Annotated in this window: 8 protein-coding genes; 4 read left to right on the top strand and 4 right to left on the bottom strand. The window is 55.8% G+C overall.

Annotated features, from left to right (window positions below):
- Positions 1–19: 19 nt before the first annotated feature.
- From QQL54_RS10450 to QQL54_RS10435, 4 genes are all read right to left on the bottom strand, one after another.
- Positions 20–3,205 (bottom strand): calcium-binding protein, encoded by a 3,186-nt coding sequence (locus QQL54_RS10450; RefSeq protein ID WP_284390393.1) that lies wholly within the window; start codon positions 3,203–3,205, stop codon positions 20–22.
- 115 nt (positions 3,206–3,320) lie between these two features.
- Positions 3,321–6,521, bottom strand: coding sequence for a calcium-binding protein (locus tag QQL54_RS10445; protein WP_284390391.1), 3,201 nt, complete (start codon positions 6,519–6,521; stop codon positions 3,321–3,323).
- A gap of 115 nt (positions 6,522–6,636) precedes the next feature.
- The gene (locus QQL54_RS10440; RefSeq protein ID WP_284390389.1) at positions 6,637–9,348 is read right to left on the bottom strand and encodes a calcium-binding protein; all 2,712 of its coding nucleotides are present in this window, start codon (positions 9,346–9,348) and stop codon (positions 6,637–6,639) included.
- Between the two features lie 86 nt (positions 9,349–9,434).
- Entirely contained in the window at positions 9,435–12,953 is a 3,519-nt protein-coding gene (locus tag QQL54_RS10435) for a M10 family metallopeptidase C-terminal domain-containing protein (protein WP_284390387.1), read from the bottom strand.
- A 271-nt stretch (positions 12,954–13,224) separates the two neighbouring features.
- Here QQL54_RS10435 and QQL54_RS10430 point away from each other — a divergent pair, with 271 nt between their 5' ends.
- Genes QQL54_RS10430 through QQL54_RS10415 form a run of 4 tightly spaced genes read left to right on the top strand, consistent with a single transcriptional unit; the run spans position 13,225 to position 16,659 of the window.
- Positions 13,225–13,959: a substrate-binding domain-containing protein gene (locus QQL54_RS10430; protein ID WP_284390385.1), complete on the top strand. Its 735-nt coding sequence runs from the start codon at positions 13,225–13,227 to the stop codon at positions 13,957–13,959.
- A gap of 12 nt (positions 13,960–13,971) precedes the next feature.
- Positions 13,972–14,949, top strand: a complete 978-nt coding sequence (locus QQL54_RS10425) for a FecCD family ABC transporter permease (protein ID WP_284390383.1) — start codon at positions 13,972–13,974, stop codon at positions 14,947–14,949.
- Complete coding sequence (locus tag QQL54_RS10420) at positions 14,946–15,683, top strand: ABC transporter ATP-binding protein (RefSeq protein ID WP_284390382.1); 738 nt, start codon at positions 14,946–14,948, stop codon at positions 15,681–15,683. Before QQL54_RS10425 ends, QQL54_RS10420 begins: the two co-directional genes overlap by 4 nt.
- A gap of 46 nt (positions 15,684–15,729) precedes the next feature.
- Complete coding sequence (locus QQL54_RS10415; protein ID WP_284390380.1) at positions 15,730–16,659, top strand: radical SAM protein; 930 nt, start codon at positions 15,730–15,732, stop codon at positions 16,657–16,659.
- The last annotated feature ends 5 nt before the right edge of the window (positions 16,660–16,664 follow it).

Genomic DNA, 16,664 nt, shown 5'->3' with positions numbered 1-16,664 from the left:
GTAAAAATACGTTCGGCAGCTAGGCGAACAGGTCCGGCTCGACCCAACTGTCTGGGACGACGTCGAATGGGCTAGTTTCGAAGAAGACATCGGTCAGTGCTGCCGGAATAGATACGACGTCATTAGCAAAGGCTGATCGTCCCATCAGTGCTGCAAAGTCAGTCTCGAGATCGATCGCTAGGTCCTGCGTAAACAGATCATCATGTTCTGACACCAGCGCGGATAGATCGGACTTCGCCGCCTCGGCACTTTCTGCGCTGCTCGTGGCAGCAAAAATAAAATCGCTCTCAGACAGGTCTGCCGCAGACAGATTGGACAGCACGAACATCCCATTATCGCCGTTGGAGAGAACGACGAACTCCCCGCCATTGACCGTGACATTCTCAGCCCCATCGATCAGCGCTTGGAAGCTTGTCACTGAGGCTGACAATTCTATTTTGTCGACGCCGATCTCAAAGTCCCAGATCCGGTCAATCCCGGTGCCAGATTGGTAGAAAATGTCGGCACCCGTGCCGCCAAAGATGACATTGTCGCCATTCCCGCCCGTGAGATAATCATCGCCGGACATCCCATTAACGACATCATTTCCTTCATCGCCATCAAGACGGTCATTGCCCGCCTCACCAAAGAGAAGATCATCATCCGCGCCGCCATTCATCGTGTCGTGGCCGTCACCGCCAAACATCGAGTCGCCACCGTCACCGCCACTGAGGAAATCATTCGCGCCAAAACCATAGAGAGCGTCCCCGCCCGCGCCGCCATAAATGGCGTCGACACCGTCTCCGGCAATGAGCACATCAATGCCCGCACCACCGACCAGCGTGTTGTTCCCGTCCCCACCGAAAATCGTGTCGTTGCCCTCACCGCCATCGATCAGGTCGTTGCCACCCTGACCATAAACGGTGTCATCACCCAGCCCGGCGACCACTATGTCATTACCATCCCCGGCTATAACGACGTCAATTCCATCTCCGGCGTCGACGGTATCATTCCCGGCTCCGCCGAAAATTGTGTCATTGCCAGCCCCGCCATAGACGAAATCGTCACCGCCTTCAGCATAGGCTGTGTCGTCGCCATCGCCGAGCACGAGCGTGTCATTGCCCGTGCCGCCGAGCAGGACATCATCACCGCTCCCGCCGTCCAAAATGTCATTGCCATCGCCGCCGATCAGGCGATCTATACCCGCTTCGCCGTAGAGCTGGTCGTTGCCGAATTGGCCGTAGATGATGTCATTGCCGTCACCACCAAAGACGATGTCGTCACTATCAGTCATGACCAGACCATCATCGCCGCCAAGGCTATAGATAACCCCAGGGGCCTCAGAGAAGCCTTGGACGTCGTCCCCGTCCGTCAGATCTGTGCCCGCCAACCCTGTTGGAACGATGGGTGCTGCCGCAATTGTTGGTGTCGATGGCGTAGAGGGTCCCTGTAAGGGGAAATCATCTTCGATATTGGCATCAACGATATCGTTTACATTGACGCCTTCCAGGCGAGCCGCCTCTTGCCAATTTGCGTTGGCTAAGGATCCGATATTGACCTCTAAAACTGTATCCGCACCAAACTGAACGAAGCGGAGAAGATCGCTGGCAAACGGGTTCGAAACGAAATCCCATTCGGTCGCCGAAAGAAGGCCGCTGAGATTGATTGTATCACCACCGACCCCGGCTTCGAAATCTGTAACAATCACCGTCGAATCTGGATTGAACCCGCTCCCCAATCTAAGAGCATCCGAACCGGCACCAAGCGTGATCACATAGGTCGTCTGACCAAAGTCCACGACTCCCACATTGTCATCACCATCGCCCATATCAACCGTGACGACGCTGTCATTGAGGGCCCCCAAAAATCCACCGCGTAACGCCGCAAAATCTGAACCCTCTCCGCCCAAGAATGTGCTGAACACTGTGTTTAGGCCCCAATAGATGAAGCCATCGTCGCCCTCACCTCCATCCATTAGCACGGTGAAAACATCTTCAACGGCACTGGGGCTCGCGAGTGTAAATGTGTCGTCGCCGGCGCCGCCAAACATCTGGTCATTGCCACTGTAAGACTGGAAGCGGTCATCCCCGTCTCCGCCAATCAATATGTCATTGCCGAAATCGCCATCAAGGCTGTCGTCCCCGGCCCCGCCATCGACAATGTCGTTCCCACTCCCGCCAGACAATCTATCATCACCAACACCGCCATAAAGTTCGTCATTTCCCTGGAACCCGAACAACTGATCGTCATCGCCCAAGCCCCGGAGAATATCGGGCATTATTGTGCCGTTAATTATTTCGGGCCCGTCTGTGCCCATGATTTCATTCGGAGCCATTGCGGAGCCATCAAGCGCAAACCCGCTGCCGATAGAGGCACTTGTGAGATCGCCGACAGACACGCCATTCAAGCGTACAGCTTCCTGCCAATCCGGGGCAGATTCGGATCCAAGATTTACCTCGAGAACGCTGTCGGGTCCGTTTTGAACCAAGCGTAGTAGATTACTAAACGGGTTGGACGAACCATCCCAGGCCGTGTCGTCGAGTATTCCACCTATAGAAACAGTGTCCCCACCGGCCCCGACTTCGAAATCCGTGATCGTGATGGAGCCATCAACATCAAAGCTGTCGATTTCAATCCGGTCCGAGCCCGGTCCGAGCGTAATCTGAAAAACGCCGCCTCCACCCTCACCGAAAAAGTTCTGGAAAGTCACGATGTCGTCCCCAGCGCCCATATCAAGGGTTAGCTGTGGATCTGCACCCAAAGCAGACACTCGGGCGACGTCGGCCCCGTTGCCGCCTAGGAAAGTGACATTGGCTGCCACAGACCCTGAGAAGGAAAATGTATCGGCACCTTCACCGCCATCGGCCAGAATTGTCGGGGTCGATGATAAATATATTGGAGACACGCTGACCGAAAAAAAATCATCGCCAACTTCACCGAACATCTGATCGTCGCCGTCGCGATCATAAGTTAAGCGGTCGTTCCCCTCCCCGCCACGAAGAATATCCGTCCCTAAACCACCGTCGAGAAAATCGCTGCCGGAACCACCCTCCAGAGTGTCATTTCCGTCACGACCTTCGATTTGATCATCGCCGGAGCCGCCTTCAAGAAGGTCGTCACCCCCTAAGCCATTCAGAATGTCATTGCCCCCCAGACCACGAATAGTGTCATCACCCTCCGTGCCCGTCAGTGTGTCTGGATCTTCTGTGCCAATGATATCTGTCATCAATGATCTCCTACTACTTTAGATTGCGGTTCGCCACCTAGCTTATAAATATTCAGTCTGCACAATCCTCTGAACCGACGTGTATGACAGGCTTAATTCTGGGCTGAACAGAGTGCTAGGCGAACAGGTCCGGCTCGACCCAACTGTCTGGGACGACGTCGAATGGGCTAGTTTCGAAGAAGGCATCGGTCAGTGCCGCCGGAATAGATGCGACGTCATCAGCAAAGGCTGATCGTCCCATCAGTGCTGCAAAGTCAGTCTCGAGATCGGTCGCTAGGTCCTGCGTAAACAGATCATCATGTTCTGACACCGGCGCGGATAGATCGGACTTCGCCGCCTCCGCACTTTCTGCGCTGCTCGTGGTAGCAAAAATGAAATCGCTCTCAGACAGGTCTGCCGCCGACAGATTGGACAACACGAACATCCCACTATCGCCGTTGGAGAGAACGACGAAACTGTTACCGTTCGTATCTGTAATATCTTCCGCACCCGCAATTAGGGCTTGAAAGCTCGTCACGGAACTCGACAATTCGATCTTGTCGATGCCGATTTGGAAATCCAGAATCCGGTCAATGCCGGTGCCAGCCTGATAGAAAGTGTCAGCCCCGGTACCGCCGAGCACGATATTGTCGCCATTGCCGCCCGTAACTCGATCATCCCCAGCCAAGCCGTTGACAACGTCATTGCCGTCGCCGCCGTCCAGATCATCGTCGCCGGAAATATCGGCGATCACATCATCGCCCGCCCCGCCGCGTAGCGTGTCATTGCCGTCACCGCCAAAGATCGTGTCTCCGCCCTCGCCGCCATCGATAATATCGTCACCGCCAAAGCCGTAGAGAAAATCATTATCCGCGCCGCCAAGGAGTGTGTCATTGCCGTCTTCCGCGACAAGCACGTCAATGCCAGCCCCGCCTGCGAGTGAGTTATTGCCTGACCCGCCAAAAAGTGTGTCGTTGCCGTCACCACCCTCAATCACGTCATTGCCGGCCTGACCATAAACGACATCGTCGCCCGCCCCTGCGGAGACAGTGTCATTGCCATCGCCCATCACGAGCACGTCAATGCCAGCCTCGCCAAACCCTAAATCATCGCCGTCACCGCCAAAGATCGTGTCATTCCCACTCCCGCCATAAATGGCGTCGTCACCTGCATCGCCATAGGCAGCATTATCGCCGTTATCGAGTTGTAGTATGTCATTCCCATTGCCCCCAACGAGGAGATCATTGTCGATATCCCCGGTGAGAACATCGTCGCCATCACCGCCGAAAAGCCGATTGTTTCCAGCTTCGCCACGTATGCGATCATCACCGCCCTCACCGTAGATAATGTCATCTCCAGTGCCGCCATTCGCGCGGTCGTTGCCAGCCCCTAAGTAAAGCTCATCATCGCCAGCGCCGCCATCTACAAAGTCATCACCGCCTGTCATGTTGATCACATCGTCTCCGCCAAGAGCATAAACTCTATCCGCCCCATCGCCGAACGTCTCAACGTCATCGCCCTCCGTCAGGCTGAGGTTGACCGGGGGGGGAGGGGGGGGCGTTCCATCAATCGCAAAGTCGCCTTCATAATTAGCGTCAACCAGGTCCGTTACACTTACCTGTGATAGACGAACAACTTCCTGCCAATTATCTGAAGAACCCGAGGATTGGATATTGGCCTCTATGACCGTATCGGAGCCAATCTGTACGAAGCGGAGAAAACCTCCATCGGCAAAAGGGTTGGCTTCGCCATCCCAAGATGTGTCGGACAGAATATCATCGAGATTAATCCTGTCGCCACCCTCGCCTGCTTCGAAATCCGTCACAGTTACGGATCCCTCAGAGTTGAAACCATTCAAATCGAGACGATCCGCCCCGGAGCCGAGAGTGATAATATGTGTCCCACGACCGTACCCTCCAATATAAACATTATCATCACCGCTTCCCATATCGAGCGTGAAGTGGTTAGCGAGGCTCTCACCCATAAATGTGCTATTGACAGCCACGCCATCTCTATCTGCACCGCCTAAGAACGTGACATTCATTGGGCTGGCAGCATTGTGGGAATAAAAGTCAAGTCCGTCGCCCCCATCAATCAGAACCGTCTGAACGGATGGAAGGGTCGTGGACCCCTCGATTATGAATTTATCATTTCCGGCCTCGCCATAGAGTTGAGCCCCGCCAGCCCCGTCGTCAATAAGTGTGTCATCGCCATCACCGCCGCGCAGTATATCTGTGCCTGTTCCGCCGACCAGATAATCACGTCCAGCGCCACCATTGAGGATGTCATTCCCTGAATTTCCTTCGATCCGATCGTCGCCGTCTCCCCCGTCGATATCGTCATTGCCTTGGCGGCCCGTGATATAGTCGTTACCGCCTAACCCCCGAATGATGTCGGGCAATATGCTTCCCAACTCTTCATCGCGCTCTTCCGTGCCAATGATTTCATTCGGGGCGGGTGGCGATCCATCAATGTTAAATCCACCCCCAACATTGGCGCTGGTTAAATCACCGACTGAGACACCATTTAAGCGCACGGCCTGTTGCCAATTCGGGCTAGCGTCTGAGCCAGTATTGACTTCTAGAAGCGCGTCAGCACCGTCTTGGGTCAGGCGGAGTATATCAGTGCCATAGGGATTGGAATTACCGTCCCATTCCGTATCGTCCAAAATTCCGTCTATTGACAGAGAGTCCCCACTATCCCCGACTTCGAAGTCCGTGACCGTGATTGACCTGCGAACATCGAAGCTATCAAAGTGTATATGGTCCGACCCTGTACCCAGAGTGATCTGGAAAACGCCGCCGCCGCTGTCTTCTCCTGAAAACGTTCTTCGATCAAACGTGATGGTGTCATCACCCGAACCCATATCCAGGTTGAATTGGGAATTTAGAGCCGTTTGAAAGAAGTTTGCCTGATCCGCCCCATCACCGCCGAGGAAGGTGATGTTAGCGTCGTCCCCACCATAATCGTCATATAAATCGTCCCCGTCCCCACCATCTATTAAAATTGTTGGGATCGTGGATGGCGATGCGACAGTGACTGAAACGGTAAACCTGTCGTCTCCGGCCTCGCCAAACATTTGATCGTCGCCGTCAATGACATAATCGAGCCGATCATTACCGTCACCACCGCGAAGAATATCCGTCCCCCGTTCACCGCCGAGCCAGTCATCCCCGGCGCCGCCTTCAAGCAGGTCATCATCATCACCGCCGAGTAGAAAGTCATCGCCCAAACCGCCTTGCAGCGTGTCATTGCCGCCCTGCCCCCTAAGAACGTCATTTCCATCCGATCCAACATAAACGTCTGGACCGGGGGTTCCCCAAATATCGATGATCATAATCGTCTCCTACCACCTTAGCTTGCGCCGCGCCGCTTAGGTTGTAAATGTTCAGTCTGCACAATCCTCTTAAAAGACTTATATGACAGGCGTAATTCGGGACTGAATTGAACGATTAAGCGAACATGTCCTCCATGACCCAGCTATCTGGACCAACATCGAATGGGTTGGTTTCGAGAATCATGTCCGTCAACTCTGTTGGCATCGACCCAATGCGATCAGCCACTACGGATCGACCCACAAAATCAGAGGTCAGATCGACTCCTATATCCTGTGCGAATAGATCGTGATGCTCAGACACGACTGTCGAAAAGTCGGACTTCGCCGCCTCGGCACTGTCTGCGCCGCTGACTGTCGTGAAGATGAAGTCGCTTTCCGATAGGTCCGCAATCGACAGATTGGCCAGCACAAACTGCCCATTATCGCCGTTGGAGATAATAACGAAACTATCGCCATTCACATCTGTCACGTCCTGCGCCGCGGCAACCAAATCCGCAAAACTTGCGACCGAGGCCGATAGCTCGATTTTGTCGATGCCGATCTGGAAGTCCAAAATGCGGTCAATACCCCTACCCGCTTGGTAGAACACATCCGCGCCCGTCCCGCCGAGGACGATATTGTCACCATTCCCACCCGTAACGCGGTCATCGCCAGCCAGCGCGTTGACGACATCATTGCCGTCGCCACCATCCAGATCATCATTGCCAGAGATGTCGGCGATCACATCATCCCCTGCCCCGCCGCGCAGCGTGTCATTACCCGCGCCGCCAAAGATCGTGTCGCCGCCAGCGCCGCCATCAATAAAATCATCGCCGTCTTCACCATAGGCCGTGTCATTGCCGTCGCCGAGGATCAGCCGGTCATTACCTGTCCCGCCGAGAAGAACATCATTTCCAAGACCGCCATCGAGCAAGTCATTCCCGTCACCGCCAATCAGACGATCAACGCCGCCCTCGCCGTAGAGCTGATCATTGCCATCTTGACCGTAAATCGTGTCGTCGCCGTCGCCGCCAAAGACACTGTCATCACCGCCGCGCAGGACGAGACCATCATTACCGCCGAGGCCGTAAATAATATCTGCGGCGTCAGAGAAGGTCTGGATATCATCTCCCTCGGTCAGATTGGTCCCTGTCGGTCTGGGCATTGATCCGTCGAGCGGAAAGCCATTTCCGACGTTCGCGGCGGTCAGATTTGCCAACTCAACACCGTTCAAACGAACCGCATTTTGCCAATTTGGATTCAGGGCCGAGCCGAGATTGACTTCCAATACCGTGTCCGCCCCGTCTTGGGTCAATCGCAGGAAGCCGCTCCCATAAGGGTTGGACAGACCATCCCATTGCGTATCCGCCAAAACACCATCCAACCCGAGCGTGTCGCCGCCCGCGCCTGCCTCAAAATCGGTGACGGTGATGGACCCGCCGACATTAAAATCTTGGATGTCGATCCGGTCAGAGCCGGACCCTAGAGTAACGATGTATTGGCCCAGCCCGCCTTGCGCTGACCCCACTGTGCGGAACAAGACAACATCATCGCCTGCACCCATATCTAAGGTGAATTGGCTCTCGGCTGCGAGCGTATGGATTGACGCCATATCGACGCCGGAACCGCCATTAAATTCAACGATCATCGCCGCTGACAGGTTGTGGAAATAGGTGTCGTTGCCCGTGCCGCCATCGATCATAAGGGTCGGAGTGGAGGAGGCGTGGGTCAGGCCGGTCACACTGAAATAGTCATTGCCCGCCTCGCCGAACATCTGATCGTCGCCATTGTCAGAGTAGATGAACAGGTCATTCCCATCCCCGCCGCGCAGAATATCCGCGCCAAGGCCACCGTTCAGGATGTCATTGCCTAAGCCGCCATCTAGGTCATCATTGCCAGCAAACCCCGTCAGGCGGTCATTGCCCTCTAGGCCCTGAATGTTGTCGTCTCCGGCTCCGCCATCAAGAATATCATTCGTAATGCCGCCATTGATGGCCAAAGACGCTGGCGCTGTCCCATCTAGCGGAAATCCATTGCCAATATTATTGGCCGTCAAATCACTGGCCGTCACATTATTCAGACGCACAGCGCTCTGCCAATTCGGGCTCGATACTGAGCCGATATTCACCTCAAGGACAGTATCAGCGCCGTCTTGAACAAGGCGGAGAATGTCTGAGGCAAAGGGGTTGGACAGCCCATCCCACTGCGTGTCCTGTAAAACCCCATCAATCCGAATCGTATCGCCGCTCGTACCAACTTCGAAATCGGTGACGGTGATCGTGCTCTCGACCTCAAACCCCACTAAGTCGACCCGGTCAGACCCGGACCCTAAAGTCAGGGTAAAATTGCCGTCGCCGCCAATGTTTGGCGCCAAAGCGTCGATGACAATAATATCGTCGCCTGCGCCCATATCCAAGACGAAGCGACTCTCTTCATTGACGTTGAGGATGAGGGCCGTGTCATTATCGGCACCGCCGAGGAATGTGACGTTCATCGCCTCTGATTCATTGTGGTAATAAGTGTCTTCCCCATCACCGCCATCAATCAGGACATTCGGAGCGGATGACGCCCCGACCAGATCAATGATTTCGAAATAATCGTCGCCCTCGCCACCGAACATCTGATCATCGCCATTATGCGCATAGATGAAGCGGTCATTGCCGATGCCACCGAACAATATGTCCGTGTCGAAACCGCCATTCAGAACATCGTCGCCAAGGCCGCCATATAAGATGTCATCGCCGCCCGAACCTATGAGCGTATCGTTGCCGCCTAGCCCTCGAATAATGTCGGACTCTATCGTCCCTTCGAGATAGTTTGCGGTTTCCGTACCTACGATATCAGTCATGACGACCCCCCTTAGGGGATTGTCTTTATCGATTTTTCAATCTTGTAAATGGTGCAATTACAGCAAGTTAACTGAGGTTAACGCAGCTAAGCGAACATATCTGCGTCGACCCAGTCGTCTGAACCGAAGTCGAACAGGTTGGTTTGCTGCCATCCATTGGCCAGATCCGTGTGAGCAGACACGAAGTAATCCGCGAACGCTGAGCGGCTCATCAGAGCGGTGAAATCGGATTCAAGGTCAAGACCAAGATCATGCGAGACCACGTCTAAATCAGTCGTGTCCAGCCGTTCAGACACCGGCGCGGATAGGCCGGACTTGTCCGCCACCTCGCTTTCCGCATTGCCCACGGCGGTGAAGATGAAGTCGCTCTCAGACAGATCAGCAATTGTCAGATTAGACAACACGAACTGTCCATTATCGCCGTTAGACAGGACCACCAGATTATTGCCCTCTGCATCCGTTATGTCCTGCGCGCCCGCAATGAGCGCTTGGAAACTCGTGATCGAGGTCGACAGTTCAATCTTATCAATGCCGACTTGGAAATCCAGAATACGGTCCGTGCCCGTGCCCGCTTGGAAGAAGGTATCCGCGCCCGTACCGCCCAGCACGATGTTATCGCCATTCCCGCCTGTAAGCCGGTCGTTCCCGGCTAGGCCGTTGACGACATCATTACCGTCGCCGCCGTCAAGCGTGTCATTGCCGGACACATCGGCGATGACATCATTGCCCGCGCCGCCGCGTAGCGTGTCATTGCCTTCGCCGCCAAAGATCGTATCGCTGCCATCGCCGCCATCGACAATATCGTCACCACCGAACGCATAGATGACGTCATTATCGGCCCCGCCATAAATAGCGTCATTGCCGTCTTCCGTGATCAACACATCAATCCCAGCACCGCCAAACAGAGTGTTATTGCCCGCGCCGCCAAAGATCGTGTCATTGCCATCGCCGCCATCAATAATGTCGTTGCCCGCCTGACCATAAACAACATCATCGCCCAAACCGGCGATAACCGTGTCATTGCCGTCACCCATGATCAGTACGTCAACTCCGGCTCCGCCATCGGCTCTGTCATTCCCGGCGCCGCCAAAGATGGTGTCGCTGCCTTCTCCGCCATAGATGAGGTCATCCCCACCTTCACCATAGGCCGTGTCATTGCCATCGCCGAGGATGAGCGTATCATTGCCATCCCCACCGACGAGAATATCGACACTGGCACCGCCATCGAGAATATCATCGCCGTCGCCGCCAAACAGGCGATCGATACCGGCGTCACCGAAGAGCTGGTCATCTCCATCTTGGCCATAGATGGTATCATCGCCGGCACCGCCAAAGACGATGTCATTGCCGCCGCGCATCACAAGACCATCATTGCCGCCGAGTCCGTAAATGACTTCCGCAGCGTCGCTGAAACCAAGCGAGTCTGGGCCTTCCGTCAGATTGCTACCGGCCAATCCAGTCGGGGCTGTCGGGGCCGCCGGAATCGTTGGCGTGGGCGGTGTTGAGTCGGTGACTGGGGGCGTCGGCGGCTCTAGGCCAACCAATGCGCTCGCGCCGACTAATTGCGCGCCATTATTGAAACTCACATATTCGACGTTGGCCAGATTAATGCGGTCAACACCTTCGGTTGCACTCGTCACGACCAGAATATTCTGCCCGCCCGTTTGGTCGAGCGTGAACGTATAGCTGCTTTGACCCTGTGCGAAGGCAACCGTGTCGTCACCGCCGCCGCCTTCATAAGTGTCGTTGCCGCCATTGCCCGTGAAGACATTATTCGCGCCATTTCCAACAAAGCTATCATTGCCGGAGCCGCCAATCGCATTCTCAATCACGGTTCCAACCGCAATTGTGATATTGTTGATCAAAGGATCTGTGGTGGAGGCCGTATTGGTATTATCGCCGATTGAGGAGAATGACCCCTCGACCAAACTAATCACCTGATTGGCTGAATAACCTGAGAAATCGAGCGTATCTGTGCCGCCTGCATCATAGATCGCTAGAGACGGTGGCCGAATACCTTGATTGAAGAAGGTTCCTTCAAAATCAAGAACGCCCGTTTCTGTTGAGTTGAAACCATAGACGTTATCGCCGGAGCGTGTTTGCGCATTCGCGCCGTAAAAGTTTTGAATGGCGATAATGTCGACAACCTGAGGCGCCAAGACGAGACGGGGGGTTCCTGAATCGGCTTCGCCCTGATCGCGATAGCTCATCACTGTGTAGTTCCAGGCGTCCTGATTATAGACATGATAGCTGATGCCAGCATCATCCACGTTCTGACCATTATAAGGGCCGGCATGACCCAGGCCGATGGCGTGACCGACCTCGTGCAAATACGTTTGATACCGGTAAGAATTCAGAGAATAGTCGGCCGATCCGTCAGAATTCGTGTCCCAATTCGCTGATACGGTCACAGTGACCGATGTGATGAACCCATTAGAAGTTGTTGAGCTGGCAAAGGCCTGCGTAGCGTCATCTTCGCCATTATCTTCATTGAAATCGATATCGGGATCAGCGCCCGCGGCCGCGGCGGTAAAGGTGAGTCCCGAAACCTCGGCCCAAGCGTCCATTGCCATCAGCGCAAGCGTTTTTGCCCCATCGGACAGAGCCGAAATATCATAGGTCAGATCCGTCTTGTTCCACTTTTCTTCATTGTCGAATTGGCTCGTCAAGAAGAAGGCTGATTGCTCGAGGGTGAAATCAGGGCGATTGGTGCCCTCTTCGGCATAGAGCGTATAGTCGCCTGTCGTCGTCGACCAACCGCTCGCGCCGAGATAATAGGTTCCGGACTCGGTCGCTGTGAAGGTGATGAAAGAGTTGCGGTTCTCGCCGCTGGACGTATCGCCATCGATCTCAATGTCGTCATTCTCTTGGAGTTTATTCCCCGCCGCATCATACAGGATCAGCAACGGATCCTCATGCGGGTTATCGCCGTCTCGCAGCATGATGAACGTATAGGTTACACCGGCTTCAAGCTCGACCCCGTACCAATCCTCATCGGTCGCTGATCCGCGTGTTCCAGACGCAGACCCGCCAATGGTGATCGTACCGGTTGTTGTCGCATCAGCAGGCAGGTCGCCATCCGCAGGCTCATTGGCCGCATCGAGCATCGCTTTCGCGAATGCGTTCGCTGTCTCCACTAGGCTGCTGGCAAACAAATCCGCGTCGACGTCCCCAAGTTCTGAAATCGAAGCGATCAGCGTGCTAAAGTTAGAGATGTCCAAGCCGGCATCTAGACGCTGCTGAATCTGATCACTCAGATTCATAATCTGCGTTTTCGCGCTCACCCCGTGGTCGTGCCCACAACACGCACAGCCATTGGACTGCGATTCGAAAACATGGCCGTTATCGACCATGGCCGTGAACAGCGCTTGGGCAAAAATTGTTGCCGGATCAGATTCAAAGAGGGCCGCGATGGCCCCCAAATCCGGCGCAGAAGGTGCCGGCTGAAGTGATGGGGCTTGCGTCGAGAATACCGGATTAATCAGCTTCGATCCGCTGAAGGGCACGGACTGCATACTATCGGAAAAGCTTTCAAGCGAAGATGGTTCAAAGCCGTAGAGGCGGGCGGCTGATGTCAAAGATGACGTATCATAAGGCTTAAACATATAAACTTTCCTCGTCGCGCTGGGTGGTAGGTCTAGGATGCCCAGTATTGGCTTTCTAATAACTAAACGGACATGAACCGCGTCCAAAGATGGTGGCCCCGCGCCATTAAAACCCCTAGGAAGGCAATAATCCCGCACTGTTCATGCGCGGGCGTGCCCACTTTAGAGGTTTGCTATTGCTATTATGGGCTGCAACGCAACTCACATTGCCAGAACTATGCGGCGCTTCTTGGGCCAATTTTGCGTCTTTACGGCTTTTTTGACGGCTTGCATGCCTGACTCAGCGCACTCAACCAACAGAGCTGACGCTATCGGCAGCACCTCTCTTTGCGCCGATAGTTACCTCATCACGCTCGCCCCGGAACGGGCACAAGCCCTGTCCTGGCAAGCGGGTAGCCCCCTTTCGACGGCGAATCCCAAGATGAACGCCCTGCCGCGACTTTGGCCGAGCCGTGAAGTTTTGGCACAGACAAACCTGCCTCTGCTTACCGGGCCCGGTGATGCGACATTTGGGCGCGCCGAGGCTGTCTCATTGCAATGGGGTGAAGATTTCGAAGCGGTCGCTAACAATGCCGAGAAGATCGCCGAGCGCTTCCAAATCGATGTCTCTGACTTGATCCAACAGATCGAACGGCTCGACACGCTCCCCAAACCGACCCACCCCGTGCGTATTCTTTATTTGAGCCGATCTGGGGGCAGCGCCGGCCCCGGAACTTTCGTCGACGCCGCTATCCGGGCGGCAGGCGGGACCAATGTGAATGAGACGGTGGGCTGGCACACACCGGCCGTCGAACGCATCTTACAGTTTGAACCCGACCTGATTGTCACCAGTTTCTTCGGCTCAAATTATGCCGGCGTCAGCGACCGCGCTGTTCGGCATAGCGCTCTACGCCGCTACCTAGCCGCGCGCCCAACGCTCGAAATTCCCGGCAAGCTGTGGCCCTGTGCCGGACCCGGCCTGATCGACGCCACCCAGCGGATAAATGCCGCGATTTTGGCCCTGTGACGGACTAAGACAGTGATCCGTCGAATCTCCATTTCTTTTAGTCTCGTCGGCCTCGCACTGGTCTGCCTGATCGCGGCACTCATAGTTGGGCCTGCATCCATCAGTATGTCTGATGCAGTGGCGGGTCTGTTGGGGCAGGCCGATAGCGCCACCACCGCCATCATGCGCGAGGTCCGATTGCCGCGCGCGATTGGTGCGCTCATCGTTGGCGCTGGTCTTGGCGCGTCCGGGGCCGCGCTCCAAGGATTTACGCGCAATGACCTCGCCGCACCGGGCTTGCTTGGTTTTTCCGCCTGCGCGGCGCTCGGCGCAGTGGCGGCACTTTATTTCGGTTTGAACCGCTTCATCCTACCCGCCGCTATTATTGGCGCTTTAATCGGAGCGGGTGTCATTTCGGTCATGGCCCGACGACAGGTCGGCGCGGCGGGGTTGATCTTGGCCGGCATTGGCATTGGCGCTTTGGCGACGGCGTTGACAGGCTTGTTGATGAACCTCGCGCCCAATCCATGGGCCTTATCGGAACTCGTTTATTGGTTGATGGGCACATTGGAAAATGTCGACATGGCCGGCCTGAGCGTGGCTGTGCCCCTGACCTTGATCGGGCTTGTCGCGCTGATCCTGACCGGACCGGCTTTGCGCGCGCTGGCCTTGGGTGAGGATACGGCGGCCAGCCTGGGCGTCTCACTGACCCGCGTTCAAACCTCCATCGTCATCGGCACAGCCTTATGCATTGGATCAGGTGTCGCTTTGGCCGGCGCGATTGGATTTGTTGGGCTGTTCGTGCCGCATATTATGCGGCGCGTGACGGGCCCTGATCCATCCAAGCTGATTACCAGTTCGGCCTTGGCGGGCGGCGTCTTTCTGCTCGCCACCGACACGATTGCGCGGCTCAGCGCCGGACCCGGCACACCGCTCTATCTGGGCATCGTCACATCGTTGATCGGCGTGCCCTTCTTTCTTTATCTGGCCTTACGGCGGACCGGGTCATGACCGAGGCAGCCATCACAGGACTATCCGTCGACCGCATTGTGAAAGACTATCCGTCCGGCGGCGGCGTGGATGTTGGCGCGATTCAATTTGAAGCGGGCAAGTTGATTGCCCTCATCGGGCCAAACGGCGCGGGGAAATCAACGCTGATCAAGGCACTTGTCGGGGCTTTGGATGCGCAAATTAACGGGCTGAGCTATTCCGGCACGGCGATCACCGATCCGAGACAACGCGCCCGTTTGCTCGCCTATCTTTCACAGACTCGCACCGGGCCGGCGCTGGCCTCTGTGCGCGACGTTGTTGCGCTGGGACGCTTTCCCTTTGGCGGACAAGATCCTGAGGGGCGCGTGGCACGTGTCATTGAACAGCTTGGATTGACCGCTCTGACAGATCGCCGCTTCGGCACTCTATCTGGCGGCGAGCAAGCCCGCGTTCTTCTGGGTCGCGCCTTGGCCGTCGACGCGCCTGTCTTGCTCGTCGACGAGCCGACCGCGTCGCTAGATCCGCATTATGTCCTGCGTATTTTGGAAGCCCTGCGCCAAGAAGCCCAGCGCGGTCGAACCGTGATCGTTTCGCTGCACGATCTGGCTTTGGCGCAACGTTATTGCGACACAGCCATCGTGCTGAGCGGGGGCAAAATCGTCGCACAAGGCTCGTTCGAGACGGCCCTGACGCCTGACATTTTACGCGATGTCTTTCGCATTCGGCAGACCCCAAACGGGTACGAGCCTCAATAACACAAATGTGTGCGACGCGCGCGACATGCCCTGTTAGGACGCCGTAATGAATGCCCTGATTGATCCCGCAAAATTTACGGACCCACGCATCACCGCCAAGGGTGAAACCCGCGCGACCGTGTCGTTTGGGGGCTATGAAACCCTGTGGTTCAACACCGGATCACTGTGCAACATTGAATGCGCCAACTGTTACATTTTGAGTAGCCCAACCGCCGATCACTTCATCTATCTGACACCCGAAGACATGGCCCCGTTTTTGGACGAGCTAACCGACCCGATCGAAATCGGCTTTACAGGCGGAGAGCCCTTTCTGAACCCAGATGCGATCCGTCTGTGCGAAATGGCGTTGGAGCGTGGGCACCGCCTGCTGATCCTGACCAATGCGATGCGCCCCATGATGCGCCCGCGGGTCAAAGCAGGCTTACTGGACCTCAACCAACGTTTCCCCGAACAAATGACGCTTCGGGTCAGTCTCGATCATTTTACCGCGGCCGGACATGATACGGAACGGGGCGCCGGGGCTTTCGCAAAGGCACTGCCGGGGCTCGACTGGTTGTCGGAGCATGGCTTTGCCATGCATATTGCCGGGCGCGCTTTATTCTCAGATTCTGATGCGCAGGCGCGGGACGGCTACCGCGCCCTGATCGCCGCACATGGCTGGCCCATCGACGCGGATGATCCGGCGGCTGTGATGTTGTTTCCAGAAATGGATGAGCGAGTCGATGTGCCGGAGATCACGACCGCTTGCTGGGACATCCTCTCGGTCAACCCGAACAGCATGATGTGCGCCAGTTCTCGCATGGTCGTGCGACGCAAAGGGGAGGTCAAAGCACGCGTCCTCGCCTGCACACTCCTGTGGGACGATGTGCAGTTCGATATGGGCGGAACGCTAGAAGAGGCCGCAGGCGACGTCAGCCTCAACCATCCGCATTGTGCAAAATTCTGCGTCCTCGGCGGGGCCAGCTGCTCGGCTTAGATCGC

It is taken from the genome of Algimonas ampicilliniresistens (assembly GCF_030159955.1).
GTDB lineage: Bacteria > Pseudomonadota > Alphaproteobacteria > Caulobacterales > Maricaulaceae > Litorimonas > Litorimonas ampicilliniresistens.
The sequence above is the reverse complement of the archived record's forward strand: the minus strand, read 5'-3'. Positions and strand labels throughout refer to the sequence as shown.